The sequence below is a fragment of the Sphingopyxis sp. sgz302558 genome (assembly GCF_057220455.1).
In genome coordinates this window covers 167,123-192,905 of sequence record NZ_JBXPUZ010000002.1, presented here as the reverse complement: position 1 = coordinate 192,905, position 25,783 = coordinate 167,123, and the positions used below count along the sequence as shown (strand labels likewise).

Sequence of the window (25,783 nt, the reverse complement as noted above, 5' to 3'; positions counted from 1 at the left end):
CCCGCCCTCCCCCCCCCCAGACCGTGCGCTCGGTCGCGGGCGGGACCGCCACGGTCACCTATCTGGGCAAGGTCGCGGTCGCGCGCGACGCGCAAGCGACCGACAGCGAGCAGGATGTGAAGGCCATGCTGCTCGAGCGCAGCGCGACCGCCAACGCCAAGCCCGAGCTCGAGATTTACGCCGACGATGTGAAATGCGCGCACGGCTGCGCCATTGGCGAGCTGGATGCCATGGCTCTTTATTACCTGCAATCGCGCGGGATCGCTCCGGCGGAGGCGAAGACGTTGCTGTTGCAAGCCTTTGTCGCGGGGGTGTTTGATGGCGCGGCGGAGGGTGAACGGTTGCAGGCGCTGGCGCTGGCGAAGCTGGGGGAATTGGTGTGAGCACCTTGGCTGCCGTCCGAAATTCAACCCGTCTGCGCGACGACTTCCCCGGCCTGACCCCCGGTTGGCATTATCTCGATACCGCCGCGACGGCGCAGAAACCGCAGGCTGTGATCGACGCGGCGACCCGCGCCATGGGGGTCGATTATGCGACCGTCCACCGCGGCGTCTATGCGCGCTCAGCCAATATGACACTCGCCTATGAGGCCGCGCGGCGGCGGGTGGCGGCCTTCATCGGCGGGCGCGACGAGGAAATCGTGTTCGTGCGCGGCGCGACCGAGGGCATCAACCTGATCGCGCAGACGCACCCGACCAAGGGGCGCGTGCTGCTGTCGATGCTGGAGCATCACAGCAATATTGTGCCTTGGCAGCTGGCGGGGTGGCAGGTTGACGTCTGTCCGTTGACCGCCGACGGGCGCATTGATCTGGACGCCGCCGCCGCAATGCTGACGCCCGCGCACAAGATGGTGGCTTTCGCGCATGTGTCGAACGTGCTGGGCAGTGTGCTGGATGTGGCGCGCGCGGCGGAGCTGGCGCATGGTGTCGGCGCCGAACTGCTGATCGACGGGTGCCAGGCGGTACCGCGCTTGGGCGTGGATGTCGCGGCGCTGGGGTGCGACCATTATGTGTTTTCGGGGCACAAGCTTTACGGCCCAACCGGCATCGGCGTGCTGTGGAGCCGCAAGCTGGCCGACCTGCCGCCGTGGCAGGGGGGCGGATCGATGATCGACCGGGTGACATTCGAGCGCACCACTTACGCCCCTGCCCCCACACGGTTCGAGGCCGGAACGCCCGCGATTGTCGAAGCGGTCGCGCTGCATGCCGCCGTCGATTATGTCGACGCGATCGGGCTGGACACCATCCACGCGCACGAGGCCCAGCTGGTCGCCGCGGCGCGGGAGGGGCTGCGCACGTTCAACAGCGTGACGATCTTCGGCCCTGTTGACAGCGCGGGCATCGTCAGTTTTGCGATGGCGGGGGTGCATCCGCACGACATCGCCACTATCTTGGACGAAGCCGGGGTCGCGATCCGCGCCGGGCACCATTGTGCGCAGCCGTTGATGGCGCATCTGGGTGTGCCCGCAACGGCGCGGGCGAGTTTCGGATTGTATAGCGATGAGAGCGATGTGGCGGCGCTGGTCGAGGGACTGCACCGCGTAACGCGAATTTTTGGGTGAATGGGATTTTCGGATGAGCCGCAAATCTATCGTCATCCTGAACCTGTTTCAGGATAACGGGCAACAGCAGTTTGTTGTGCTGAAACAAGTTCAGCACGACGAGGAGTTGTGATGGACGAACCAATCAAAGTTGAAGAAGTGACCAGCGTCCCCACCCCCCCGCGCGCGCGGGTCGATGAGGCCGCGCCCGAAACCGCTGCCGCCAAACTTGAGCGCAAGCGCGACTATCTGGCGGGGTTCCTGGCCGAACAGCCCAAAGCGGTCGATCCACACGGCGTGGGCGGCGACCTGTATGAGGCGGTGATCGCGTCGTTGAAAGAAATTTTCGATCCCGAGATCCCGGTGAACATCTATGATCTGGGCCTGATTTACGGGGTGGAAATCGACGAAGGCCATGTCGTCGTCAACATGACGCTGACGACGCCGCACTGCCCCGTCGCCGAGAGCATGCCCGCCGAGGTTGAACTGCGCGTCGGCGCGGTGCCGGGCGTGGGCGATGTCGAGGTTAATCTGGTGTGGGATCCGCCCTGGTCGCCGGGCAATATGACCGACGAAGCGCGGTTAGAGTTGGGAATGTTGTAATGCTCTCCCCCTCCCCTAAAGGGGAGGGGCTTTGAAGGAAAAACAACTATGACGACCCTCAAGCAACGCCCCGCCGCAGTCACGCTGACGCCGTCAGCCGAAGCGCGCATTGCCGCGCTGATGGAAAAGGCACCCGAAGGCGCCATCGGCGTTAAGCTGTCGACGCCGCGGCGCGGTTGTTCGGGGCTCGCCTATTCAGTGGATTATGTAACCGAAGCCGCGCCGTTCGACGAGCGCATCGAAACGCCAGGCGGAACATTCTTCATCGACGGCGCGTCGGTGCTGTATCTGATCGGCAGCACGATGGACTGGGTCGAGGATGATTTCGCCGCCGGTTTCGTCTTCGCCAACCCCAATGCCAAAGGCGCATGCGGCTGCGGTGAGAGTTTCACGGTCTAACGAAAAAGGGCCGGGGATTTCTCCCCGGCCCTGTTCTCATTCATTACGATTGGATCAGGCGTAGGCGACTTTGGTGGTCACCGACTTGCGGCTGCGCATCGCGCCGCCGACCAAGCCGAAGCCCATGATCATCATCGCCCAGGTCGCGGGCTCAGGAATGCCTGCAATTGCCAGCGTGTCATATTCGAATGCGTTGGTTTGCGGCGAGTTGGAAAAACGGACTTGCTTCACCGCTTCGGCTCCAGTGAAACCAAAGGTGACGCGGCGATTGGTGGCCGATGCGGACTGATCGCCATTGGCGGGTGCAGCAAAGGCAGCGCCCGTAAACGTCTGGACCAGCGAGCCGTCGCCACGAAGGAATTCAATCTTGTTGTACGTGTCGATCGAACCCCAGTAAAAGCTGAAAACGCCCAGCGACTTGGTGAATGAGAAGGTGCTGACCCCATTGCCCTGAACGGCCTGGTAGGCATTGAGCGGGGATACCGGCGCAGGCTGCGCATACTGACCCGACATCGTACCCGACACAGTCACAACCGATCCCGACGTCGTGTTGGTCACGCCAGCCGCCAGCGGGCTGGAGAAATCGGCAACTACGGTCGTGCCCGCGGGTGCCCCCGGGTCCGGCGCACCAGGCGCGTTGGTAATGACGGTCACGGCAAGCGCCGGGCTGGCAAAAGCCAGAAGCGCGGCGGAGGCGGCCAGTTTCGCAATCATGGACTTTTCCCCAAATGGTTGATGCGCAGACTGTCTCAACGATTTACCTTTTCGTAAACATGTTTTTGCCGCCGGACGCATTGTTGCAGCCAGGTTGCAGTCATCGGGTGATCGGGTTTTATACAAGTAAATCCGACACATGTTTGCCGCTTCTGGCGATCGGGAGCCGGGAGACGGCGAAAGCTGTTTCGTTATGAAACAGACTCTGCGGCCGATAATTGGCGTGCCCAAGCCCTCGCAACATCTTCATAGGACGAATCGTCCCCGGCAAGCGGTTTCCGAGTCGCGGCACCACCAGGTTCGTTTATGGGCTGGATGCACGATGGTCTCGGGAGCCAAATGCAGAAGTGTCCTGCGGCCAAATTGGCTAGGATCGAAACGCCGCCCAAGCCACCAGTGCCAACGCGGGCAATCCGGCCAGGTCGGCGATGGCTATCGTGCGCAAGGCGGGCGGGCTACCCGCCTGCCAGAACAGCCACAGAAAGCTGAGCATGCTGATTGCCGCCACCACGACGGCCACTGGCCGCGCGCCATGGTCAAAGACCGACCAAATGCACAGCAGGAAAACGCCAAGGAACAAGGCCGCGCGGTGGTGGAGCAGCAGGAAAGCGGGGTCGCCTGCGGCTATGCCATAAAGGCTGGTGATCATCACCGGGCGGAACAGCGCAAGGGCGGGCATGACATGGATGAGCGCAAGCAGCGCCCAAGCCAGCTGGACCGCGATAGCCATCAGCGCGTCGTCCGCAACGTCAGAACCCCAGAATTCTGGTCACCCCGGACTTGATCCGGGATAGCAAGGGACAGGGGCGTGTTATCCCGGATCAGCGAGGCCATCGCCGCAGCCGGGATGACGATAATGAGGATAAGCGGCACGCCGCCCTAACCCAGCCGTTCAAAGCGGACCGGCAAGCCGTCTTTCGGCTTGGGGATCGGCCAAGCCTGCCAGTCGGGGGTGTAGCCGTCATCCAGCACGATCCGGTGCGTGGTCAACACATGGTGCATGAAAATCTTCGCCTGCATATAAGCGAAGTGCAGCCCCAGGCACATATGCGCGCCGCCACCAAAGGGCACCCACGCATATTTGTGGCGCCCGCGCACGGCATCGGGGGCGAAACGCATGGGATCGAACTTTTTGGGTTCGGGCCAATATTCGGCCATATGGTGGGTGTAGTTCACATTGATGCCGACCATGGTTCCGGCCGGAATGCGATAGCCACCAAATTCAAATTCCTTGAGCGCGCGGCGCGGGATGCTGGGCACCGGCGGGATCAGGCGCAGGCTTTCCTTGAACGCCATTTCGGTGAGCTCCAGCTCGCCCAGCGCATTATGGCCGACTCCCTGGCCTGCCGGGGCAACGCGCAGCATTTCTTCGCGCAGCTTGTCCTGCCATTCGGGATGTTTGGCGAGCAGCCACACCATCGAGGTGACCGAGCTGGTGATGGTGTCGTGCGCCGCCATCATCAGGAAATTCATATGGTCGACGATGGCGTCGACTTCCAGATACCGACCATCCTCGTCGGTGGCCTTGCAAATCTGGGTGAAGATATCTTCGCCATCCGACGCGCGGCGCTCGGCTACCATGGGCGAGAAATATTCGATCAGATATTTGCGGCCCGCCACCCCGCGGCCCATCGCGGTGAAGGGCAATGGTTTGCGGATGACGCCGACCGACGCCTGCACCATGTCGACAAACGCCTTGTTGATGCGGTCCGCTTCGGGGCCCCATGGAATACCGAGGAAGCTGGTCGCAGCAAGGTCGAGCGTCAGCTGTTTGATCGCGGGATAGAAGAGCAGACGCTGGCCGCTCCATTCCCCGACGCGCCGCGCAATGCCGTCGTTAAGCGCATCGGCGTAAAGCCGCATCGGTTCGGGCTTGAACGCGACCGACAGCACGCGGCGGTCGGCGCGGTGCTTTTCGAAATCCATCAGCATCAGCCCGCGCGGGAACAACAGGTTGAGCACCGGCCCCCAGCCCTGTTCGGACGAAAAAATCTTGTCGCGGTCGAACAGGATCAGCTCGTTCGCCTCGGGCCCGACCAGCGCGACTTGCCGCCCGCCAAAGGCCTTGTTGCGATAGACCTTGCCGTGCGCCGCAACCATATTCTGCGCAAAGCCCATCGGGTCTTTGAGCATTTTCAGCGTATTGCCGATGATCGGCGCGCCATCGTCGCCGGGGATATCGTCCAGCGTCGCCGGATCCGGCATCGGCAGCCAATGCGCTTCCCATTCGGCGCGCAGCGGGTTGAAACTCGTCGCTTTGGCGGGGGCGTTCATTGGTCTCATTCTCCCTGACGCGCGGCTAGCAGCCGATGCGTTACGATGAGGCTAAAGCGTTACTGACAACAATGCAAGTAAGCTTGGTGACGTTGCGGCGCACATCATTCATTTCCAATTCAAGGCGAAGCGTGCAGCCATCCCGACGAAAGGCAGCACAGCGCGACGAGTCGCTGCGCCCGAGGGATGGATGATGACGACCGTTTCAAATCGACTGCGCAATCTGGGCTTTGCCGCGCTGGCCAGCACGATGCTCGGCGGCTGCTATTATGGCGATATCTATGGCAGCTCGTCGTTCGCCGCCAATGATTGCGCGGCGCGTTACGGCGACGAATATTGGTCGAACGATCCCTATGCCTATGACGATGCGACCTATGGCTATGATTGCTATGAGATCGCCGACTATCATTCGGGCTTTGTGCAGATCGGCTTCGGTGGCGGCTGGTATGACAATTATTATTACCCCGGTTACGGCCTGTTCCTTTATGACCGTTATGGCCGCCGCCATGGCATGGACCATAATTATCTGACCTATTGGGGCGGTCGCCGCGCGTGGTGGAAACATCATGGTCGCCGGGACCATGACCGCGGGCGCGACCATGACCGCGCGGATCGGCCGGGCTATCCCGACAGCGGCTGGCGTCCGGGCAAAGGGCGCGGCGACGGCAGCGGCGCGGCGCCGCCACCGGGCTTCCCCGCAGGACGCCGCGATGGTGGCTGGACCGCTGACGATGGCAGCGAGGCGCCGCGTGGCCGTCCCCGCGGCGAGGGTAATGAAAGCCGCCCGCGCCGCACCGGTGGCGGTAGCTGGACCCCGCCCCCGGCCGGAGACGGATCGGTCGCGGCCACGCCGCGTGGACCGCGCACCAGCGCGCCGCCGGCTGGCAACGGTCGCTCGGCAACGACACCGCGTTCGGCCCCGGCGCAGGGTACGGCGCCGCCGCCGCCACCCGCAGCACGTCCAGCCCCGCCGCCACGCGACCCCGGTGGGCGCGTGCGCGAGGATTGAGGCTGGTTTTTGGGCGGGCGAAAAGAATCGTCGATTTTTTTGCGCAAATCAAGACTTGAACTGCGATTCACGGTGATTCATGGTGTGCCCGTGCCGCGACGCAGCCAAGGAGTGCGCACATGCCATATTCACTAGCGAAAGGAGGTGATCCGATGTCTCATGGTTCAGTTTTGAGGTCGGTCAGGCTCCATCGGGACGCGTGCGCCTGAATTAAGGCGCGCCTGAGCGTTCCGGCAGGGAAACCTCCGTATCGCTGACCATGCAGGAAGGGTCGCCGGGATTGCCCCGGCGGCCCTTTCGCATTGTTGGGGGGCTAACCCAAAACACCGAAGTGCTGAGCTTGTCGAAGCACGTGGCTCAGGCGCGAGCCATAGCCACATTCCTGCGGCGCGCCCTTCGACAAGCTCAGGGCTACGGTGCAGCGACGCGCCGACGCCTAAACAGGCTTGCTCCGCTCATCCTCGACCATGTCAGGGGCGAGATCGAGCCCTGCTTTGCCGCTCGCCACGGTATGCGCGGGCGCGTGCGGATAGCCGCCGCTGTCGGGCTCGGGCGCTTCGAGCATGCCTTCCCATTTGGTGATGACGCTGGTGGCCACCGCATTACCGACGACGTTGGTCGCCGTGCGGCCCATGTCGAGGAACTGGTCGATGGCGAGGATCAGCGCGACCCCTTCGACCGGCAGGCCGAACATCGCGAGCGTGCCGGTGATGACCACCAGCGAGGCGCGCGGCACCGCCGCCACGCCCTTCGACGAAATCATCAGCGTCAGCAGGATCAATATCTGTTCGGTGACGGTGAGCGGAATATCATAGGCCTGCGCGATGAAAATCGTCGCGAAGCTCATGTACATCATCGAACCATCGAGGTTGAAGCTGTAGCCCAGCGGCAGCATGAAACCCGAAATGCGGCGCGGCACACCGAAGCGGTCGAGCTGTTCGAACAGCTTGGGCAGCGCGGCTTCGGATGATGCCGTCGAAAACGCGATAAGCATCGGTTCGCGGATATAGCGGATGAGCGTCCAGATGCGTCGACCCAGGAACAGCGCGCCGATCGACAGCAAGATCGCCCACAATATGCCCAGTGACAGATAGAATTCGGTCACCAGCTCTACATAGGTGGCGAGGATGCCAAGCCCGCTTGTCGCCACCACCTTGGCCAGCGCGCCGAACACTGCGAACGGCGCGAACCGCATCACATAATGGGTGATCTGCAGCATCATTTCGGCGAGCGCGTCGGCACCGCGCACCAGCGGCGCGCCCTTTTCGCCCAGCGCTGAAAGCGCGACCCCGGCGAACAGCGAGAAAACCAGAATTTGCAGTATGTTGTTCGTGGCCATCGCCTCGAACGCGTTCTTCGGAAAAATCGACAGGATGAATTCGAAGAAATCGAGCTTCTTGACTTCGCCAACGGTCGCCGCTGCGTCCGCCGCCGCCCCCAAGGGGACACCGACGCCGGGCTGGAACAGGTTGACCATGACAAGGCCAAGGCCGATCGAGATGAAGCTGGCGAGGATGAACCAGGTGATGGCGCGGAAACCGATGCGGCCAAGCGCGCTGCTGTCGCCCATATGCGCAATGCCGACGACGATCGTCGACAGGATGAGCGGCGCGACAAGCAATTTGATGAGGTTGAGAAAAATGGCGGACAAGAGATTGAAGCTTTTGCTGTAAAGCTGTTTCAGGTCCGCTTCAAAGCCGAATGGCCAAACCGTAACAGTGCCTTCGGGGACAAAGACATACACGAGATAGCCCGCGAGGACGCCGAGGACCATTCCAACAAAAATATACCAGGTCAGTTTCTTGTCCACGCGCGTCCCGTCCCTTTATCCGTCATTGCGAGCGTAGCGAAGCAATCCAGAGCGGTTTACGCAAGCCCTGGATTGCTTCGCTGCGCTCGCAATGACGTAATGCCTATGGTTGATTGCGTCACCCGCATTGCCCGCGATGCAGCAATTTCTGATCGGCGAGCACCAGCGCCATCATCGCCGCAACCACCGGGGTGCCGCGGATGCCGACGCAGGGGTCGTGGCGACCCTTGGTGATGATGTCGGTCGCTTCACCGCCGCGTGTGATGGTTTCGACCGGCGTGAGGATGCTGCTGGTCGGCTTGAAGGCGACGCGCACCACCACCGGCTGGCCGGTCGAAATGCCGCCAGCTATGCCGCCCGAATTGTTGGTCAGGAATTCGGGGCGGTTGCTGCCGTCGCTGGCGGGGCGCATGCGGTCGGCATTGTCCTCACCGCGCAGCCGGGCGGCGTCGAAGCCCGCGCCGATCTCAACACCCTTGACCGCATTGATGCCCATCATCGCGTGCGCCAGTTCGGCATCGAGCTTGGCATAGAGCGGCGCTCCCCAGCCTGCGGGCACGCCGGTCGCGGCGCATTCAATCACGGCACCCAACGAGCTGCCCGCGAGGCGCGCGGCATCGACCAGCGCCTCCCAACGCTGCGCCGCCGCCGGGTCAGGGCAGAAAAAGGGATTGCGATCAATTTCTTCCAAATCGAAGTTATCATGGTCAATCGCATCGCCGCCGATTTCGGCGACCCAGGCGTGAATGCTGACTTCGGGGATCACCAACCGCGCGACCGCGCCCGCCGCGACGCGCGATGCGGTTTCGCGCGCGCTCGACCGCCCGCCGCCGCGATAGTCGCGAAAGCCATATTTGGCGTCATAGGCATAATCGGCGTGGCCGGGGCGATAGGCCTGCGCGACCTCGCTATAATCCTTCGACCGCTGGTCGACATTGTCGATCATCAGCGAGATCGGCGTGCCGGTGGTCTTGCCTTCAAACACGCCGGACAGGATACGCACCTGATCGGGCTCCTGCCGCTGCGTCGTATATTTGCTGGTGCCGGGGCGGCGTTTGTCGAGGAAGGGCTGGATATCCGCCTCGGTGAGCGCGAGGCCAGGCGGGCAGCCGTCAACCACCGCGCCGATGGCGGGGCCATGGCTTTCCCCCCAGGTGGTAAAGCGGAAAAGGTGGCCGAAGCTGTTCAAGCTCATTTGCGCGCTACCTTGTCCAAAAATTCGATGCGATTGCCGAACGGGTCATAAGTAAAAAATCGTGTTCGGCCATCGATGATAGTATCGGCCTGGGTTACATAGCCCGCATGTTCGAGCTTGCTGCGCAGCGAGTCCAGATCATCGCTGGCCAGTGCGACATGGGCCTTTTTGGCGGGTTTGAAGTCGGCTTCGACGCCCAGATGGAGTTGCTGTGTGCCCAGCGAGAACCAGCAGCCGCCGCGCGCCACCATTTCCGGTGGCTTGGGAAGTTCCACTAGACCCAGCAATTGACCGAAAAAGGCGCGCGCCGGGGGCTCGCCGCCCACAGGCATCGCAACTTGGATATGGTCAATCGACAAGCCATCGCTCATTTTGTGCTGCGCCAATCCGCCAGTTCGACACCCAGCCGCGCCCGCATCCAGCGAATGACCAGCACGGCCATCCCCAACCCGGCCACTCGGCCTTCGGTGACCATGCCATAGCTTTCACCAATGCGGCCACCCATGACAAAGGCGATGCACATGCCCACGAAGGCGGTGCCCGAAAAAAAGGCGTCCTGGATTGGCGGCAGGCCTTCGCGGTAGGCGCGTGCGTGGAAATAGGCATAAATGGCAACAATCAGCGCGACCGCACCGATCAACAGCAATTTGGTGATGTCGGGTAGCGCCGTCATACCAGCGCAATATCCGGCGCGTCTTCCTGCTTCATCCCCACGGTATGATAGCCGGCATCGACATGGTGCGTTTCACCCGTCACGCCGCTCGCCAGATCACTCAAGAGGTACAGCGCCGCCCCGCCGACATCGTCGATGGTTACGTTGCGGCGCAGCGGGGCGTTATGTTCGTTCCATTTCAGGATCAGGCGGAAATCGCCGATCCCGCTGGCCGCCAGAGTCTTAATCGGGCCCGCCGAAATGGCGTTTACGCGCACGCCCTGCGGCCCGTAATCATTGGCGAGATATTTGACGCTGGTTTCCAGCGCGGCCTTGGCCACGCCCATGACGTTATAATGCGGGATGACCTTTTCGGCGCCATAATAGCTGAGCGTCAGCAGCGAACCGCCCGCCGCCATCATCGGCGCGGCGCGCTTCGCAACGGCGGTAAAGCTGTACACGCTGATGTTCATCGTCAGCAGGAAATCGTCGAGCGTGACGTCGGCATATTTGCCGCGCAGCGCCTCTTTATTGGTGTAGCCGATGGCGTGGACGATGAAATCGATGGTCGGCCAGCGCGCCGCAAGCGCGGCGAAGGTCTTGTCGAGCTCTTCTTCGGTTGACACGTCGCAATCGAGCAGGAAATCGCAGCCCAGTTGCTCGGCGAGCGGGCGCACGCGCTTTTCCATCACTTCGCCCTGATAGGAAAAGGCGAGCTCGGCACCATGTTCGCGCAGCGCCTTGGCAATCCCCCAGGCCAGCGATTTGTCATTGGCGAGCCCCATGATCAGCCCGCGTTTTCCTTGCATCAATCCACTCATTGCGCCCCCGTTTCGGCTTCGCGCTCGTCGGCGGCGTGCGCCAGCGCGGCGTTGATTTCCGCCCCCATAACCAATCCCAGCCCGACGACATAGAAAAACAGCAAGGTGACCATCACCCCCGCCAGACTGCCATACGTCAGGTCATAGCTGAACATATAGACCAGCGCCAAGGGCAGTACCCATAGCGTCGTTACCCACCACAAGGCCGTCACCAGCGCGCCGGGCCATTTGGGATAGCGGCGCCCCTTGTATCGCGCCGGGGTGAGCGACAGGAACAAGAGGTAAATTGCCAAAAACAGGCCGAAGAGCGGAATATAGCGCGACAGGCCAATATCGCCCACCAGCGCCCCCATGCGCGGCGCCACCCGGTCGATGAACTGGTCGAGCGCGACAAAGACGACTTCGGCCGCGAACGACAGCATCATCAGGAACACCGCACCGATAATCAGGCCGATGGAGCCAAGCCGATACTGCCAAAAGCTGCGTTCGTAACTGGCGTGATAGGCGCGGCGGAGGATGTCGCGCACGGTTTCGATCAGGCTGCCCACGGTCCAAAGCCCGACGATGGCGCCGATCCACAGCAAATTGCCGGTGCGCGCATTGAGCACGTCATTGACCGGATCGCGCACGACGGCGGCCACGCCAGCGGGCATGGTCGCCAGCACCGCCTCGACCGCTTCGCGCCCGGCCTCGCCCTGTCCAATCAACCCGGCAATCGCGGCGGCGGTGATGAAGAAGGGAAAGAGCGCAATCAGCGACAAATAGGCCAGATTGCCTGCGTGCATGAAGCCGTCGTTATAGGTTCCGCTCAAAGCGCGGCCAAAGATGCCGAGCAGCCAATGGTCAAAGCGCTGCGCGCGGTCCAGCAACCCGCGCCAGCCGCCCAATTTCTCTCTGTCAGACACCCAATGCCGCGCGCGGGTTGGCGGAACCGTTCCAGCTTTCGGCAAAGGCCTTGAGCGCGGCATCATCGGCGGGCAAATCGACCAACAGGCGCACCAATTGGTCGCCGCGTCCGCCGCCCTTGATGCTCCAGCCTTTGCCCTTGAGCCGCATGACTTTGCCCGACGTCGTGCCCGGCGGCACCGACAGCATGACGGGGCCGTCGACCGTTGGCACCTTTACCTTTGCGCCCAGTACGGCTTCGGAAAGGCTGACGGGCAGATCGAGGCGGATATTTTCGCCATCGCGGGTAAAATACGGGTGGGGTTTGATGTCGATGGTGACGATGGCATCGCCCGCGCCGCCGGGACCCGCCTGTCCCTTGCCGGGCAGGCGCATCTGCGTGCCGCTTTCGACCCCGGCGGGAAGTTTGAGGTCGATGGTGCTGCCGCCCTGGAGCGTGATCCGTTGCGGCGCGAGCGTTGCGGCATCGATGAACTGGACCGCCAAGCGATAGGCGATGTTGCCGCCCTTGGGCGGAGCGCTGCGCTGGCCGCCAAAGGGACCCCCGCCGCCGCGCCCGCCGAACAGGTCGGCGAACAGGTCTGAAAAATCGGCCCCGCCCCCGCCAAAGGGGTTGCCGCCACCCCCACCGCCAAACCCGCCGCCACCAAAGGGCATGGCGGGGTTGCCGTCGGCATCGATTTCGCCGCGATCGAACTGGGCGCGCTTGGCCTTGTCCGACAGCAGGTCATAGGCGCGCGTCACCTCTGAAAAGCGCTCAGAGGCCTTGGGGTTGTCTTTATTGGCATCGGGGTGCAGCTGTTTCGCCAGCTTGCGATAAGCCGACTTGATTTCAGCCTCGCTCGCGCCGCGGGCGACGCCGAGTATGGAATAAGGGTCTTTCGCCATGCCCCCCTAGCTAGGGAGACATGGCGGCGCCGACAAGCCAGTTGATGCGCAAGCGTGCATGCGCGCTAGGGACGGCGAGACAATCATCTATCTTTTCGTCATCCCGGACTTGATCCGGGATAACGGGCCACGGTCGCTTGTTATCCCGGATCAAGTCCGGGATGATGAAAAATTGGCGATTCATATTCCGCGGATATCGCTCTAGGGCGAATCCATGACCGACACTCCCTTCACCCTGTTCGACGCTTGGTTTGCCGAGGCGCAGACGCGCGAGCCAAACGACCCCAACGCCATGGCGCTGGCGACGGTTGACCCCGACGGGCGGCCATCGGTGCGGATGGTGCTGCTCAAAGGGCATGATACGGCGGGCTTTGTCTTCTATACCAATTTGGAGAGCCGCAAGGGGCTGGCGCTGGCCGCCAACCGCCAAGCCGCGCTGTTGTTCCACTGGAAAAGCCTGACGCGCCAGATCCGCATCGAGGGCGCGGTCGAACCGGTTAGCAGCGCCGAGGCCGATGCCTATTTCGCGAGCCGTCCGCGCGATTCGCGCATCGGGGCCTGGGCTTCGGACCAGTCACGCCCGCTGCCCAGCCGCGCCCATTTTCTGAAACGCGTCGCCGAATTTGGCGTGCGCTATGCCGTCGGCGAGGTGCCGCGTCCGCCGCACTGGTCGGGGTTTCGGCTGGTCCCCGATCGGTTCGAATTCTGGCAGGATCAGGCGTTCCGCCTGCACGAACGACGGGTGTTTGTGCGGGGCGATGCCGGATGGGACGAGGGGTTGTTGTTTCCTTAGAAGTGCCTGCCAGCACCTGTATCACGCAATTGCACAGGCCCACCCCAACCCCTCCCGCAAGCGGGAGGGGCAGCGAGACTTGCGAGCTTGCTCGCTAGTCGCAGCGGGGTGGGCGTGCCTGCAAATGCTAAAGCCCCGCCACAATCGCGCGCAGCTTTTCCCGCACGTTGGGCAATTGGTCGCCATCGCGCGAAATCCCCAGCCGCACCACGGTCAACCGCTGCGAGGGCGACACAATGATAAACTGCCCCTGATGCCCCAGGCAGGCGAAGATGTCGTTTGGCCCGCGCCCCGGCCACAGCGACACGCCCGAACCCGGCGGGCGCGGGCGGTTGAGCCAGATATGGCCGCCATAGCCGCCGTCCGACGGTGCCGGGCTGAGCATGAAGCGCATCCAGCTTTCGGGCAGCAGCCGCTGGCCATCGACAACACCGCGATTGCGGAGCAGCTCACCGAATTTGGCATAGTCGCGCGCGGTGGCGTGCATGATCGAGCCGCCGACCATCGTCCCCGCGGCATCAAATTCGGGCGTCAGGCTGGTCATGCCGGTGGGCTCCAGCAGCCGCCCGCGCATAAAGTCCAGCACCGCATCGCGCCGCGCCGCGGGACTCGCGCCGGGGGCGAGCGTGTCGGCGATGATGTCGGCCAGGATGACGCTGGTCGCCGAGCTGTAATTATATTGCTCGCCCGCCTTGGCCACCGCCGGTTTGGCCTCGGCAAAGGCGGCCATGTCGGCGGCCCCATCGCCGAACAGCATGTCGACCGTGTCCGCTTCCCACGCCGGATCGCCGCTTTCGACATGCTCGAGCCCCGCCGACATATGGAGCAGGTGCTTGAGCGTGATCGACCCGCGCGGATCCCCGCTGCGCTGCCACGCCGCAACGGGTGCTGGCGCGTCTAGCGCGAGGCGGCCGTCGGCGACGAGGAAGCCGATCAGCACCGAGGTGATGCTTTTGGCCATCGACCAGCTGATCAGCTTGCTGTCCTGATTGAACCCCGGGCCGTAGCGTTCGTAAATCACCTTGCCATCGCGCAGGATGAGCAGCGCGCGGGTCTCGCCCATGGCTTCGGCGTCGGTGAACAGCGCGTCGATGGGGGATTTGACCGGCGCGGCGGCGGGCCAGCTGGGGCCGGCGGGGAGCGCGGGGGTGGCTTCGGCTTGCGGCTTCAGAGCGACCGTGCCGACGCCCAGCAGCATGGCGACACTTGCCACTGCGATGATTTTGCGGTTCATGGGCGCGATGGATAGCAGCGCCCCCGCCCCCGACACAATCCCGCCCGTTGCGGCCAAACGTCGCCGCATCTGGCCCTGGCTGCTGCTGGCGGCAGTCGCGGCGCTGGGCATCTGGTATTACCCGACACTGAAGGCGCAGGCCGAGGCGGGATCGGCCTATGCCGCGCGGATCGGCTGTTCGTGCCGCTATGTGCAGGGGCGTCCGATGGACAGTTGCATCCGCGATTTTGAACCGGGGATGGAGATTATATCGGTGGGCGATGACCCGGCAACCAAGACGGTGACCGGATCGGTGCCGCTGCTGGCAAGCCGTTCGGCGCGGTATGAAGGCCCGAGCGGGTGTGTGTTTGTGGCGGAGTAGGGCACTTCCGTTGCATGCCACAGTAGGAGAGCGGCGACGGCGAATGGTGCGCGGCCGCATTTCGACTACAGTATTTTAGAAGACTTGTTTGAGAACGAGTACTGCCAATAGTTTGGCCCTTGCCTGTTGAAATCAGTCGCGTAAATTGCTGCGTTGTGATCCGCGAAGGCAGCGGGATCTTGATTTCGGGGGGATGCAATTGCGCTCTATTCTAACTGCCATCGCCTTGACGTCAGCACTGAGCGGCAACGCGTTCGCACAAAGCGAAACTGTTAAATTTGGGCCCAAGCCGAAATGGGTGATCGGTTCAGAGCCGATGCCGGTACCTGACAACCCTGAAGGCTTGGTCTTTGTACGCAGCCAAGACATCTTCATTCATGTCGATGACCGCGGCCAGCATCTTTATTCCGGTCTCAGGATAAAGATATTGCATCCCAACGCCTTGCAGCTGGGGAATATAAGCCTGTCCTGGGACCCAGCAGCAGGCGAAACGATCGTACACAGCATCAAGGTTTTTCGGGAAGGCACTGTGATTGACGCGCTGCCGAGTACCAAGTTTGAGATGCTGCGCCGCGAAGACCAACTTGAAGCCGCCATGCTAACCGGCGAACTCACGGCGGTCGCCCGCGTGCCGGACCTGCGCGTCGACGACGAATTGGAATTGAGTTATACAACGCGCCACAAAGACCCAACGCTGGGTAACCGAGGTGCTGGCTATCTTTTCATCGGGCCGCAAACGGCACCCGGTCGTTATGCGCTCAATCTGAGCTGGGCACCGGACCGAAATCCCATCACAAGATTGTCAAGCGACATTGAACCGGTCGTTGTTCGCGGCGAGCGTTCGATCAGCCTGCGGCTTGATAACCCGGCCAAGATCAATTTGGCCAAGGATGCCCCGCCGCGCTTCAACTGGCAGCGTTTTATGGAGTATAGTGAATTCCCCGAGTGGGCGAACGTTTCGGAACTATTTGCCCCGCTGTACGCTGCGGCGGCGACGCTCAAGCCTGACTCGCCGCTCAAGGCCGAAGCCGCACGGATTGCGTCCGCCCACCCTACAACACTGGATCGCGCGCGGGCAGCGCTAAAGCTGGTTCAGCGCGATGTACGATATGTTTATGTCGGACTGAATGGCGGCAATTTCAGGCCGGCAACGGCCGAGGAAACATGGGTGCGCCGTTATGGCGACTGCAAGGGAAAAACCGCCTTGCTGCTCGCGCTGCTTAATGAGCTGGGCGTCGAGGCCGAGGCGGTGCTGGCGAACAACAGTGGCGCCGACGACGGGCTTGATCAGCGGCTGCCCAGTCCAAACCTGTTCGACCACATTCTGGTACGCGCGACCATTGACGGCCAAGTCTTCTACATGGACGGGACGCTGCCGTTTGTCGCGGAGCCGTCGATCACTCCATATATTCCCTATCGCTGGGTACTTCCCGTCCGAGCTGGACAGGCGCAACTGCAAAGGCTGGAACACCAGCCAGCGCATACGCCGGACGAAATCAACCTGTTCGAGATTGACGCGCGCGAAGGATTTGACCAGCCCGCGACGATCACGGCAACCTACATTGTTCGCGGCTTCGATGGCCTGCAACAGCAAGCGCAATTTTCGAGCTTGACCCCGACCCAGATCGAGGAAAATTTACGGCAGAATCTGGTAGGCGATACCTGGCAGGAGATCAGTTCGGCCAAATGGAAGTATGACATAAAGGCGCGGGCCAGCATTTTGACCATAACGGGAAAAGGCGACATAGACTGGGAAGATGAGCGCAGAGGGTCAAAGGCACTGTCGCTGCCAGGCGGCGGTTTTAATCCTCCCGAGAAACGGATTCGGGCCACTGGTCAGGACCAGAGCATTCCATTTTTCGCAAAAAGGGAATTTGTCTGCCACGTCACCACGGTGCGCCTGCCAACAAGCACCAAGCCTGAGCAATGGTCGTTTAACAAAGGCTTCGACGTAGAGCTTTTCGGTCGAAACTATTATCGCGCCTTTGATTACAAGGATCATTCGATCCGGATGATCAGGGGCAGCCGCGTCGAAACTGAGGAGATTGATGCGGCGAAAGCGGCAACGGACAATGGGCGTATCGCGTCATTCGACAACAGCATGGCGCGCATCTATTTTGACCCCGACGGCCTTTCAGCACCGAAAGCGAGCAAGCAGATTGTTCCGGCAACCTATGACTTCGATTGGACCGCACCAAAGATTCCGTGCCTACCAGCCGACCGATTGAAATAGACCTGATCCAATAGGCGCTACTCACTCCGCGTCAGCGGCACCTCGGGAATCGGAATCCATTCCACCTCGTCCCCCGGCACTTTGGGGAAGCGGCCTTCTTTCCAGTCGTGTTTCGCCTGGTTGATCCGCTCGCGGTCGCTGCTGACGAAATTCCACCAGACGTGGCGTTTAGTCGTGAAGGCTTCGCCGCCCAGCAGCATCACGCGGGCGTCGGTGGTGGCGGTCAGCGTCATCGGCGTGCCGGGGGCGAGGATGTGGAGCGCGTGGCGTTCGAGCGGCTGGCCGTCGAGGCTCGCGTCGCCGATGGCGACGAGGATTGCGCGCTCGTCGGCTTCGGCGGCGATGGGGATGCGGCTGCCCGCCGTCATCGCGATGTCGGCATAGATGGTGGCGGCGTGCTGCGTCGTCGGCGCGGTCTGGCCCCACAGCGACCCCATGATGATCGTTGCGCGCACCCCATCGCCTTCGATCACCGGCAGGTCGGGTGCGGCGACATGTTCGAAGGCGGGGTCGATTTCTTCCTTGCCATCGGGCAGCGCGAGCCAGGTTTGCATCCCGCTGATGGGCGAGCCGCTGGCGCGTTCTTCGGCGGGGGTGCGCTCTGAGTGCACAATCCCCTTGCCGGCCGTCATCAGGTTGAGCGCGCCGGGCCGGATGGTGGCATAGGTGCCAAGGCTGTCGCGGTGGTCAATCGCGCCTTCGAACAAATAGGTGACGGTGGCGAGGTTGATGTGCGGGTGCGGGCGCACGTCCATGCCCGCGCCCACGTCAAAATGCGCGGGGCCGAACTGGTCAACGAAAATGAAGGGACCGACCATGGTGCGCGGCTTGCTGGGCAGCGTGCGGCGGACCTTGAACATGCCAAGGTCGTGGCTGGTGGGGGTGATGGTGATAAGGTCGGTCATAGCCGCGCGAGCTCAAATTTCGTCTTTTCGGTGACAACATTGCCGGTGTTGCGCGTGGCGGCGGGTTCGATCAGCATGACGTGACATTCGCCGCCAACGGCTTCGGGGCAATGTTCGGTGCCCTTTGGCACAATCAAATATTCGCCGGCATGAACATCGATGTCGCCAGTGCGCAGGCCCATGCGCATGGTGCCCGCGATCACCAGAAACATCTCGTCCTCTGCCTCATGCTGGTGCCAGTCGAACTTGCCGGCAAATTTGACGAGGCGAATGTGGGTGTCGTTGACGTCGCCGCCGATGCGCGGGTTCCAATGATCGGAGAAGCGGCTGAAGGCTTCGGCGAGATTGACTTTTTGCGGCGTCATTTAACCTCCTCAGGCGTTTCGACCTTCAACGCCAGCGCATGGACCCGGTTCCCGGGCATGTCGCCCAGCGCCACGTTGACCGCGCGTTGGCGCTGAACCCTGTTGAGCCCGGCAAAGCCCGCCCAGACGATGTGCAGGCTGAAATGCGATTCGCCCGAACCATCGTCACCGCTGTGGCCATGATGTTTGGCGCTGTCGTTGGTCAGGGTGATGACGGCACCGGGGAAAGCGGCGGCGAGGCGCGCTTCCATCTCTTGCTGGGCTGGACCTTTGTGCATATCTAAATCCATATCCGATTGCCCCGAGCTTGTCGAAGGGCCGTTCTTCCTTCTGGAGCCGTGAAGAAAAGAACAGTCCCTAGGCAGGCTCAGGACAGACGGTTTGGGAAGCTATGGCGCGTACCACTGATCCATCGCGCTTGCATGGCCGTATCCCCCGCGACGAGCGGTGTGCCATCGCCGGTTGCCCGCACCCCGGCGAATTTCGCGCGCCATTGTCGCATCGGCCCAGCCTGGACGGGCCGCAGCCGTGGCGCTGGCTGTGCCTGGAGCATGTGCGCGAATTTAACGCGAGCTATGATTATTTCGCGGGCATGAGCGCCGAGCAAATTTATGCCGCGCAGTCGCCGATGCACGGATGGGAAAGCGAAAGCCGGACGTTCCGCGCGGCGGGCAGCGCCGACCTGCCCCCCCGCTGGGCCGATTTCAAGGACCCCATTGACGCGATCGGCGCGCGGTTCCGGCAGCGCATGGACGAAGCGCGGAGCGAGGCGAAGGACCGGGCGCGCGGGATTGACCCGGAGGTGCGCCGCGCCTTCACCACGCTGGAGTTGGAAATGGGGGCCGACCGGCGTTCGATCCGCATGGCTTACTCACGATTGGTGCGGATGTACCATCCCGACCGCAATGGCGGTGACCGGCGGCACGAGGCCAAATTGCAGTCGGTGATTGCAGCATATAATCGTTTGAAAGCATAGGCAGTCGTGTTAGCTTCGTGGCTATGCTTGAGTCCCTCCCTCTCTTGCTCGCCCCGCTGACGCTCGCCGCCGCCGCGACAGCCCAGACACCGGACATTGCCGTTGCTGAAGATGCAAATAAGGCCGAGATTGTCGTGGAAGCCGGGCGCAAGCGCGCACATGTCTATCGCCGGATGTTCAGCCGCGCGCGGTTAGAGGGCTTTCTGCCACGCTGGCAGCAGCCGCTGTGCCTGTTCCAGACGGGAATTGACGACAAGGAGGCAAAGGACCGCTTCGCCGAGCGGGTCGCCAAAGTCGCGGGCGAAGCGGGCGCGCCGGTGGGCAAAGCGGGCTGCGACAGCAATGTTGTGGTCGCCTGGACGGGCGACGGTCCGGGGCTGGCCAAGCTGCTCTATCGCAAGCGTCCGCGCATCCTGACCGATGTGGTTTATGACGCGAAGGCCGAATTCCTGGGCGGCAGCGGCGCAGTACGCTGGGTGCCGCGCGCCGAGCTGGGACCGCCGAAGGGCGCGGTGGCGGGCGGCGAGACGCCGGTGCAACTGGGCGGGGCAGCGGGGGGCGTGCTCAATGCCAATTTGCTGAGCGCCGAAGGGGCAAGTCTGATCAAGTCGCCGGTGGCGGCGGGCATGCATAGCATGCTGGTGATCATCGACGTCGATCGCGCGGCGGGGGTCAGCCTCGATGCGCTGGCCGACCATGTTGCCATGTTGGCGCTGACCGGCGTGCCAATGGGCGGGCGCCAAGGCCAACTGACGGGAAGCGAGAGCATTTTGTCGCTGTTTGAAAGTCCGGCCAACCGCACGCTGGCCGGGCTGACGGCCGCTGACCGCGAATATCTGAATTCGCTGTACCGCATCAATGCCAACCGGGAGGAATGGCGGCATCGGGCGCGGCTGGCGGCGGCGGTGGAACGCGGGCTGGTCGCGGAAGAGGCGGCGCTTGAAGCAAATTGATTGGTGGCACGGTGACCTAGGCCATTGACGCGACTCTCGCGGGCTGCTTTGCGCAAGCGTCTTGAAGCAACATAAAGATCTGCCATGACCGACATTCCCAACGCGCAGGCCGTGCCCGGCGGCTCCACCCTGCTTCCCGCTCCCGATATCGAGGTGAGCGCGCGCGAGCTGTTCGGGGTGGATGTCGACATGATGGTCCCGGCGTTCAGCGAGGCCGACGCGCGCGTGCCCGACCGCGATGATGCCTATGTGTTCGACGGCGACACCACGCTCGCCATCCTCGCCGGGTTCAAGCACAATCGCCGGGTCATGGTGCAGGGCTATCACGGCACCGGCAAATCGACGCACATCGAACAAGTGGCGGCACGGCTGAATTGGCCGTGCATTCGCGTCAATCTGGACGCGCATATCAGCCGTATTGACCTGGTTGGCCGCGACGCAATCGTTCTGAAAGATGGCCAGCAAGTTACCGAATTTCGGGAAGGATTGCTGCCCTGGGCGCTGCAAACGCCGACCGCCTTGGTATTCGACGAATATGACGCCGGCCGCCCCGACGTAATGTTCGTCATCCAGCGCGTGCTGGAGGCCGAAGGCAAGCTGACGCTGCTCGACCAGAACCGCGTGATCCGGCCCAACCCATGGTTCCGCCTGTTTGCCACCGCCAACACCGTGGGGTTGGGCGATACCAGTGGGCTGTATCATGGCACGCAGCAAATCAACCAAGGCCAGATGGACCGTTGGAACATTGTCGTTACGCTGAATTACCTGCCCGCTGCAGTGGAGGCCGAGATTATCATGAACAAAGCGACCGGCGCGAGTGCCGAAGTGGTTGCCAATATGGTGAAAGTTGCCGATCTGACGCGCCAGGGGTTCATCAATGGCGATATTTCAACCGTCATGTCGCCGCGCACTGTGATCAGCTGGGCCCAGAATACGGCGATTTTCGGTAGCATCGGTTTTGCCTTTCGCCTGTCGTTCCTGAACAAGTGCGACGAGGCCGAACGCATGCTGGTCGCCGAATATTATCAGCGCGTGTTCGGCGAGGATTTGCCCGAGAGCGTCGTATCGAAATGATGCGCGCGCGCGCCGCCGCGATGGCACTGGCGGCGCTGACGCTTTCGGCCTGCGCCGTACAATATGGGCCGGTGCCGCACGGCCGCTATGTCGCCGATCCGCGCTGCATGCCGACGGGGCTGGACCAAGCGCCCGACGCCAACGCCTTACCACTGTTCTTTGCGACCAGTCGCCTGCCCGATTGTCGCGCGGCGGACATCAAGTTGCTGCACCATCGCGGCGACGCGGTACGGATGGGCCGCTTTGCCGAGCAGCGGAAGTTTGATGCGGGCAAGCCGGTGCCGCTGGCGTTCATGGCCGGAGCGCAGTGGTGGCAGGAGCTTGCGGCCGCCAGCGCGCGCGCCGAGGGCCGCGTGCTGGTTTATGTCCATGGCTATCGCGAGCGTTTTCCCAGCATCGCCCGTGACACGGCGCAAATCGCGCGCATGACGGCGTTCGACGGGCCCGTCATCGCCTGGACCTGGCCATCGCAGGGCACCACGGTCGGCTATGCGACCGACGAAACCAACATGTATTGGGACCAGCGCAATTTCCGCACTTTCCTGAAAGATCTGGCCGAACAACCATGGGCGCGCGAAATCATCATCGTGTCGCATTCGCTGGGGGCGCGGTTGGTGCTGCCCGCGATCGAATATGTCGATGACAGCACCAGCGAGCGCGATGCGCGCAACATCAGCAACATCATCCTGGCGTCGCCCGACATCGACCGCGAAGATTTCGAGCGCGAGGTCGCGAACAAGTTGCTGACCGAGGCGAAGATTTTGCGGGAGCGGCGGATCCATATCTATGTATCATCGCACGACCGCGCGCTGGCGCTGTCACGGCAGGTGCATGGCTATCCGCGGCTGGGGTCGCCCTATTGCTTTAACCCCGATGACCCGCAGGCGCTGCGTCTGCCGGGTGAAGAGCCGCGCTGCTACCCGGGCACCGGCGGCACGCTGGATCGGCCGGGCAGCGCGGGGCTGCTGGTGATCGACACCACCGATGTGACGCGCGGCGCATCGGGGCACAGCAATTATCTGCGCAGCGCAGCGGCGTGCCGCGATTTCATTGCCGTCGTTAAGGGCGCCCGCTCACGCCCCGAACGACTGCGGGTGCCGGGCCAGGCGCATGTGTTCCGGCTGGTCGATGACCCCAATGGGCCCAATTCCGATCACGCCAAGGCATGTGCGCTGCCCCAATAAGCGCAAGGCAACGAAGTGTTTAGCGACCAGCGCTAGGATGTCGCGATGCCATCCGCGCTAACCACCATCAAGTTGCTCGGCCTCGTCGGCGTCGCTTCCTATGCGGTGGCACGGCTGGCGGTGCGGCTGCGGCTGGTAGCGTGGCAGCGCGCGCATGTGGTGGCGGTGCCGCGCCATGCGCTGCCGGCCATGCCGCGCGGCTTTTCCGTCATCGAGCTGGATGCAAAGGCGCTGGCGCAGCGGCCGATCGATATTGGCGTTGCGCAGCAAGCTGCGCGCTTTGCACAGGGCATGCGTTGCCTTGGCGCCTTTACCGCCACCGATCAGCTTGCGGGCGTCATTTGGGTCAGCGCCGGGCCGTGCACAGAGGGCGAATTGCCGCTGCGTTTCCACCCCCCTGCGGGCTGCGGCTGGGATACCGGCATGTGGGTGCACCCCGATCACCGGCTGGGCCGCGCCTTTGCGGCGCTGTGGGCGGGCGTCGGCGCATGGATGAACACGCGCGGACTGGAGTGGAGCGCGAGCAGCATTGCCGACTATAATCTGACTTCGCTCGCCGCGCACCGGCGGCTTGGCATGGCGGAGCTGGGTCGGTTTGTCGCGCTCCGTGTAGGGCGCTGGTATTGGATCGCGGCGGGGCCCGCCCCATGGCGTCTGGCCTTGCCGGGGCAAATCATCGATTGGCCAGTGCCCGCACCCACAGCCGCGACCGCCAGCATTGGACAAGCCGCCCCTTCCCTCGCCGCCTGAGCCGCGTTAGGGCTGCGATATGTCCGCCCCTTCGCCTCTCGATGATTTCAAAGCCGCATTGTCCGGCGTCGCGCGCGCGGTGACGCGCGATGCCGAGGTCGAGGTCGGCTTTACCGCCGATGCGCCCACCGTCGTCGGCAAGGCGATCAAGGTACCCACCCCGTCGCGCGCATTGCCCGCCGAGCAGGTGGCCGAGGCGCGCGGCTTTGCTGACGGGTCGGCGCTGAAGCTGAAGCACCACAATGCCGCCGTGCATGGCGCGGCGCGGCCATCTGAGCCCGTCGCCGCCGCCGCGTTCGACGCGATGGAGCGTGCGCGGGTGGAAGCACTGGGCGCACGGTCGATGGCGGGGATGCGCGCCAATCTGTCCGCCAGCCTGGCCATGCGCATGCGCAGCGACCCGATTGCGCGGGCGCGCAGCCGCGAAGATGTGCCGGTGTCGACCGCCATCGAACTGATGCTGCGCCAGGTGCTGACGGGCGACGCCCCGCCGGCGAACACCGACGAAGGCCTTGCCTTTCTGTCCGACTGGATTCGCGACGGAGCGGGCGCGGATTTCGAGGCGCTGGGCCTGCTGATCGACGACCAGAAGGCTTTTGCGGCGGCGTCGCGGGTCGCGCTGGAACATCTTGACCTGATCAAGGCCGATGACCCGCTGGAGAGCGCCAACGAGGATGAGGGCGCCGACGAGGAAGACCAACCGCAGGACGAACCGCAGGAGCAGGAAGAAGGCGACGAAAGCGGCGGCGATGGCGATGTCGAGGCGCGCGCCGAAATGACGGGCGACGAGGCCGACGATGGCGACAGCGACCCCAGCCTGGACGAAATGGAGAGCGAAGGCGAAAGCGACATGGCGGAGGATGGCGATGACGGCATGATGCCGGTGCGCCCCAACCGCCTGCCCGCCGACATTCCCGACTTTAACTACAAGCGCTTCACCGACAAACATGACGAGGTGGTGCTGGCGACCGAGCTGTGCGACGCCGACGAGCTCGCCCGATTACGCGGCTTTCTCGACCAGCAGATGGCGCATCTGCAAAGCGCCGTGACGAAGCTGGCGAACCGGCTGCAACGCCGGCTGATGGCGCAGCAGAACCGCGCGTGGGATTTCGACCAGGAAGAAGGCTTGCTCGACGCCGCGCGGCTGGCGCGCATCATTGTCGCGCCCGGCCAGTCGCTGTCGTACAAGATCGAGCGCGACACCGATTTCCGCGATACCGTCGTCACCTTGCTGATCGACAACAGCGGGTCGATGCGCGGGCGGCCGATCAGCATCGCGGCGATTTCGGCCGATATCATGGCGCGCACGCTGGAGCGCTGCGGCGTGAAGACCGAGATTTTGGGCTTTACGACGCGCACGTGGAAGGGCGGGCAGAGCCGCGAGGATTGGCTGGCCGCTGGCCGCCCCGCGCACCCGGGGCGTTTGAACGATCTGCGCCATATCATCTACAAGCCCGCCGACGAGCCCTATCGCCGCGCGCGCAAGTCGTTGGGTCTGATGATGCGCGAAGGGTTGCTGAAAGAAAATATCGACGGCGAGGCGTTGATGTGGGCGCATGCGCGGTTGCTGGCGCGAACCGAGGATCGCCGCATCCTGATGGTGATTTCGGACGGCGCGCCGGTGGACGACAGCACGCTGTCGGTCAATCATGGCGCTTACCTCGACCAGCATCTGCGCCAGGTGATCGACTGGATCGAGAAACGATCACCGGTCGAGCTGTGTGCCATCGGTATCGGCCACGATGTGACGCGCTATTACAGCCGCGCCGTGACGATCATGGATGCCGAGCAATTGGGCGGGACGATGGTGGAGCAATTGGCGGGACTGTTCGACGTTGATTAGAGCGTCGACGCCAGTTGCCAAATTTTGCCGTGCCCCGGCGAACGCCGGGCTCAATGGACGCTCGCTGGACCCCGACTTTCGTCGGGGCACAGATTGAAATTTTCCGACTGTGCTGCCACCGGTTGAACCGGCGATAACCGCCCACCCCCAAATTCCCCCACCCAACCGCCGAAAACCGAATCTTAACGCCTGATAGCGTCGGGTTGCTCGGTTCGCCGTGCAAATGGCTCTTATGGCCTGTCGCGGCAGCATTCCGCTGCAACCGTTAGCGCAGCGCAGAGGTTGATACCATTATTTGTCC

At 63.1% G+C, this 25,783-nt stretch carries 28 protein-coding genes; 14 read left to right on the top strand and 14 right to left on the bottom strand.

Going from position 1 to position 25,783, the window contains the following annotated elements:
• From AC2TC0_RS06190 to AC2TC0_RS06175, 4 genes are all read left to right on the top strand, one after another.
• A partial coding sequence (locus AC2TC0_RS06190; RefSeq protein ID WP_484716646.1) for a SufD family Fe-S cluster assembly protein occupies positions 1–383 on the top strand: 383 nt, incomplete at its 5' end.
• Positions 380–1,561 carry an aminotransferase class V-fold PLP-dependent enzyme gene (locus AC2TC0_RS06185; RefSeq protein WP_484716645.1) on the top strand — a complete coding sequence of 394 codons (1,182 nt, stop codon included), beginning with the start codon at positions 380–382 and terminating at the stop codon, positions 1,559–1,561. The genes AC2TC0_RS06190 and AC2TC0_RS06185, both read left to right, overlap by 4 nt.
• Before the next feature lie 111 nt (positions 1,562–1,672).
• Positions 1,673–2,143 (top strand): SUF system Fe-S cluster assembly protein, encoded by a 471-nt coding sequence (locus tag AC2TC0_RS06180; protein WP_484716644.1) that lies wholly within the window; start codon positions 1,673–1,675, stop codon positions 2,141–2,143.
• Between the two features lie 48 nt (positions 2,144–2,191).
• Positions 2,192–2,542, top strand: a complete 351-nt coding sequence (locus AC2TC0_RS06175; protein WP_484716643.1) for a HesB/IscA family protein — start codon at positions 2,192–2,194, stop codon at positions 2,540–2,542.
• Positions 2,543–2,596: 54 nt separating this feature from the next.
• On the opposite strand, the gene AC2TC0_RS06170 is transcribed toward AC2TC0_RS06175, so the two are convergent.
• The 3 genes from AC2TC0_RS06170 to AC2TC0_RS06160 form a co-directional block, all read right to left on the bottom strand.
• A complete protein-coding gene (locus AC2TC0_RS06170; protein WP_484716642.1) occupies positions 2,597–3,256 on the bottom strand; it encodes an Npun_F0296 family exosortase-dependent surface protein in 660 nt (219 codons plus the stop codon).
• Positions 3,257–3,623: 367 nt separating this feature from the next.
• On the bottom strand, positions 3,624–3,986 hold the full coding sequence (locus AC2TC0_RS06165) for a hypothetical protein (RefSeq protein WP_484716641.1): 363 nt from the start codon (positions 3,984–3,986) through the stop codon (positions 3,624–3,626).
• 149 nt (positions 3,987–4,135) lie between these two features.
• Entirely contained in the window at positions 4,136–5,530 is a 1,395-nt protein-coding gene (locus AC2TC0_RS06160) for a cytochrome P450 (RefSeq protein WP_484716640.1), read from the bottom strand.
• A 193-nt stretch (positions 5,531–5,723) separates the two neighbouring features.
• Here AC2TC0_RS06160 and AC2TC0_RS06155 point away from each other — a divergent pair, with 193 nt between their 5' ends.
• Entirely contained in the window at positions 5,724–6,539 is an 816-nt protein-coding gene (locus tag AC2TC0_RS06155) for a hypothetical protein (RefSeq protein WP_484716639.1), read from the top strand.
• Between the two features lie 436 nt (positions 6,540–6,975).
• Here AC2TC0_RS06155 and AC2TC0_RS06150 read toward each other — a convergent pair whose 3' ends face one another.
• The 7 genes from AC2TC0_RS06150 to AC2TC0_RS06120 form a co-directional block, all read right to left on the bottom strand.
• Positions 6,976–8,349: a dicarboxylate/amino acid:cation symporter gene (locus tag AC2TC0_RS06150; RefSeq protein ID WP_484716638.1), complete on the bottom strand. Its 1,374-nt coding sequence runs from the start codon at positions 8,347–8,349 to the stop codon at positions 6,976–6,978.
• A 118-nt stretch (positions 8,350–8,467) separates the two neighbouring features.
• Positions 8,468–9,544, bottom strand: coding sequence for a chorismate synthase (gene aroC / locus AC2TC0_RS06145; RefSeq protein WP_484716637.1), 1,077 nt, complete (start codon positions 9,542–9,544; stop codon positions 8,468–8,470).
• A complete protein-coding gene (locus tag AC2TC0_RS06140; RefSeq protein WP_484716636.1) occupies positions 9,541–9,915 on the bottom strand; it encodes a VOC family protein in 375 nt (124 codons plus the stop codon). The genes aroC and AC2TC0_RS06140 overlap by 4 nt, the downstream gene beginning before the upstream one ends.
• Entirely contained in the window at positions 9,912–10,217 is a 306-nt protein-coding gene (locus AC2TC0_RS06135) for a hypothetical protein (protein WP_484716635.1), read from the bottom strand. Before AC2TC0_RS06135 ends, AC2TC0_RS06140 begins: the two co-directional genes overlap by 4 nt.
• Entirely contained in the window at positions 10,214–11,017 is an 804-nt protein-coding gene (gene fabI / locus AC2TC0_RS06130) for an enoyl-ACP reductase FabI (protein WP_484716634.1), read from the bottom strand. Before fabI ends, AC2TC0_RS06135 begins: the two co-directional genes overlap by 4 nt.
• Positions 11,014–11,922 carry a YihY/virulence factor BrkB family protein gene (locus AC2TC0_RS06125; RefSeq protein WP_484716633.1) on the bottom strand — a complete coding sequence of 303 codons (909 nt, stop codon included), beginning with the start codon at positions 11,920–11,922 and terminating at the stop codon, positions 11,014–11,016. Before AC2TC0_RS06125 ends, fabI begins: the two co-directional genes overlap by 4 nt.
• Complete coding sequence (locus tag AC2TC0_RS06120) at positions 11,915–12,811, bottom strand: DnaJ C-terminal domain-containing protein (RefSeq protein ID WP_484716632.1); 897 nt, start codon at positions 12,809–12,811, stop codon at positions 11,915–11,917. The genes AC2TC0_RS06125 and AC2TC0_RS06120 overlap by 8 nt, the downstream gene beginning before the upstream one ends.
• 214 nt (positions 12,812–13,025) lie before the next feature.
• On the opposite strand from AC2TC0_RS06120, the gene pdxH reads away from it, so the two are divergent.
• Complete coding sequence (gene pdxH / locus AC2TC0_RS06115) at positions 13,026–13,604, top strand: pyridoxamine 5'-phosphate oxidase (protein ID WP_484716631.1); 579 nt, start codon at positions 13,026–13,028, stop codon at positions 13,602–13,604.
• 127 nt (positions 13,605–13,731) lie between these two features.
• Here pdxH and AC2TC0_RS06110 read toward each other — a convergent pair whose 3' ends face one another.
• The gene (locus AC2TC0_RS06110; RefSeq protein ID WP_484716630.1) at positions 13,732–14,838 is read right to left on the bottom strand and encodes a serine hydrolase domain-containing protein; all 1,107 of its coding nucleotides are present in this window, start codon (positions 14,836–14,838) and stop codon (positions 13,732–13,734) included.
• 7 nt (positions 14,839–14,845) lie between these two features.
• Between AC2TC0_RS06110 and AC2TC0_RS06105 the strand changes: the two genes are divergently transcribed.
• Together AC2TC0_RS06105 and AC2TC0_RS06100 are read left to right on the top strand one after the other, a co-directional pair.
• On the top strand, positions 14,846–15,199 hold the full coding sequence (locus tag AC2TC0_RS06105; RefSeq protein ID WP_484716629.1) for a hypothetical protein: 354 nt from the start codon (positions 14,846–14,848) through the stop codon (positions 15,197–15,199).
• 226 nt (positions 15,200–15,425) lie between these two features.
• Complete coding sequence (locus tag AC2TC0_RS06100; RefSeq protein ID WP_484716628.1) at positions 15,426–17,432, top strand: DUF3857 domain-containing protein; 2,007 nt, start codon at positions 15,426–15,428, stop codon at positions 17,430–17,432.
• Between the two features lie 17 nt (positions 17,433–17,449).
• Here AC2TC0_RS06100 and AC2TC0_RS06095 read toward each other — a convergent pair whose 3' ends face one another.
• The 3 genes from AC2TC0_RS06095 to AC2TC0_RS06085 are packed head-to-tail and all read right to left on the bottom strand — an operon-like array spanning position 17,450 to position 18,980.
• On the bottom strand, positions 17,450–18,337 hold the full coding sequence (locus AC2TC0_RS06095; RefSeq protein ID WP_484716627.1) for a pirin family protein: 888 nt from the start codon (positions 18,335–18,337) through the stop codon (positions 17,450–17,452).
• A complete protein-coding gene (locus AC2TC0_RS06090) occupies positions 18,334–18,702 on the bottom strand; it encodes a cupin domain-containing protein (RefSeq protein WP_484716626.1) in 369 nt (122 codons plus the stop codon). Before AC2TC0_RS06090 ends, AC2TC0_RS06095 begins: the two co-directional genes overlap by 4 nt.
• Complete coding sequence (locus AC2TC0_RS06085) at positions 18,699–18,980, bottom strand: BolA family protein (protein ID WP_484716625.1); 282 nt, start codon at positions 18,978–18,980, stop codon at positions 18,699–18,701. Before AC2TC0_RS06085 ends, AC2TC0_RS06090 begins: the two co-directional genes overlap by 4 nt.
• Before the next feature lie 113 nt (positions 18,981–19,093).
• Between AC2TC0_RS06085 and AC2TC0_RS06080 the strand changes: the two genes are divergently transcribed.
• The 6 genes from AC2TC0_RS06080 to cobT all read left to right on the top strand — a co-directional run bounded on the left by AC2TC0_RS06080 (position 19,094) and on the right by cobT (position 25,482).
• Positions 19,094–19,678, top strand: a complete 585-nt coding sequence (locus AC2TC0_RS06080; RefSeq protein ID WP_484716624.1) for a J domain-containing protein — start codon at positions 19,094–19,096, stop codon at positions 19,676–19,678.
• A 23-nt stretch (positions 19,679–19,701) separates the two neighbouring features.
• Positions 19,702–20,631 carry a hypothetical protein gene (locus AC2TC0_RS06075; RefSeq protein WP_484716623.1) on the top strand — a complete coding sequence of 310 codons (930 nt, stop codon included), beginning with the start codon at positions 19,702–19,704 and terminating at the stop codon, positions 20,629–20,631.
• Positions 20,632–20,715: 84 nt separating this feature from the next.
• Positions 20,716–21,705: a cobaltochelatase subunit CobS gene (gene cobS, locus AC2TC0_RS06070; protein ID WP_484716622.1), complete on the top strand. Its 990-nt coding sequence runs from the start codon at positions 20,716–20,718 to the stop codon at positions 21,703–21,705.
• On the top strand, positions 21,702–22,889 hold the full coding sequence (locus tag AC2TC0_RS06065; protein ID WP_484716621.1) for an alpha/beta hydrolase: 1,188 nt from the start codon (positions 21,702–21,704) through the stop codon (positions 22,887–22,889). The genes cobS and AC2TC0_RS06065 overlap by 4 nt, the downstream gene beginning before the upstream one ends.
• Positions 22,890–22,934: 45 nt before the next feature.
• Complete coding sequence (locus tag AC2TC0_RS06060) at positions 22,935–23,639, top strand: GNAT family N-acetyltransferase (protein ID WP_484716620.1); 705 nt, start codon at positions 22,935–22,937, stop codon at positions 23,637–23,639.
• A gap of 19 nt (positions 23,640–23,658) precedes the next feature.
• Positions 23,659–25,482: a cobaltochelatase subunit CobT gene (cobT, locus tag AC2TC0_RS06055; protein ID WP_484716619.1), complete on the top strand. Its 1,824-nt coding sequence runs from the start codon at positions 23,659–23,661 to the stop codon at positions 25,480–25,482.
• Positions 25,483–25,783: the final 301 nt, after the last annotated feature.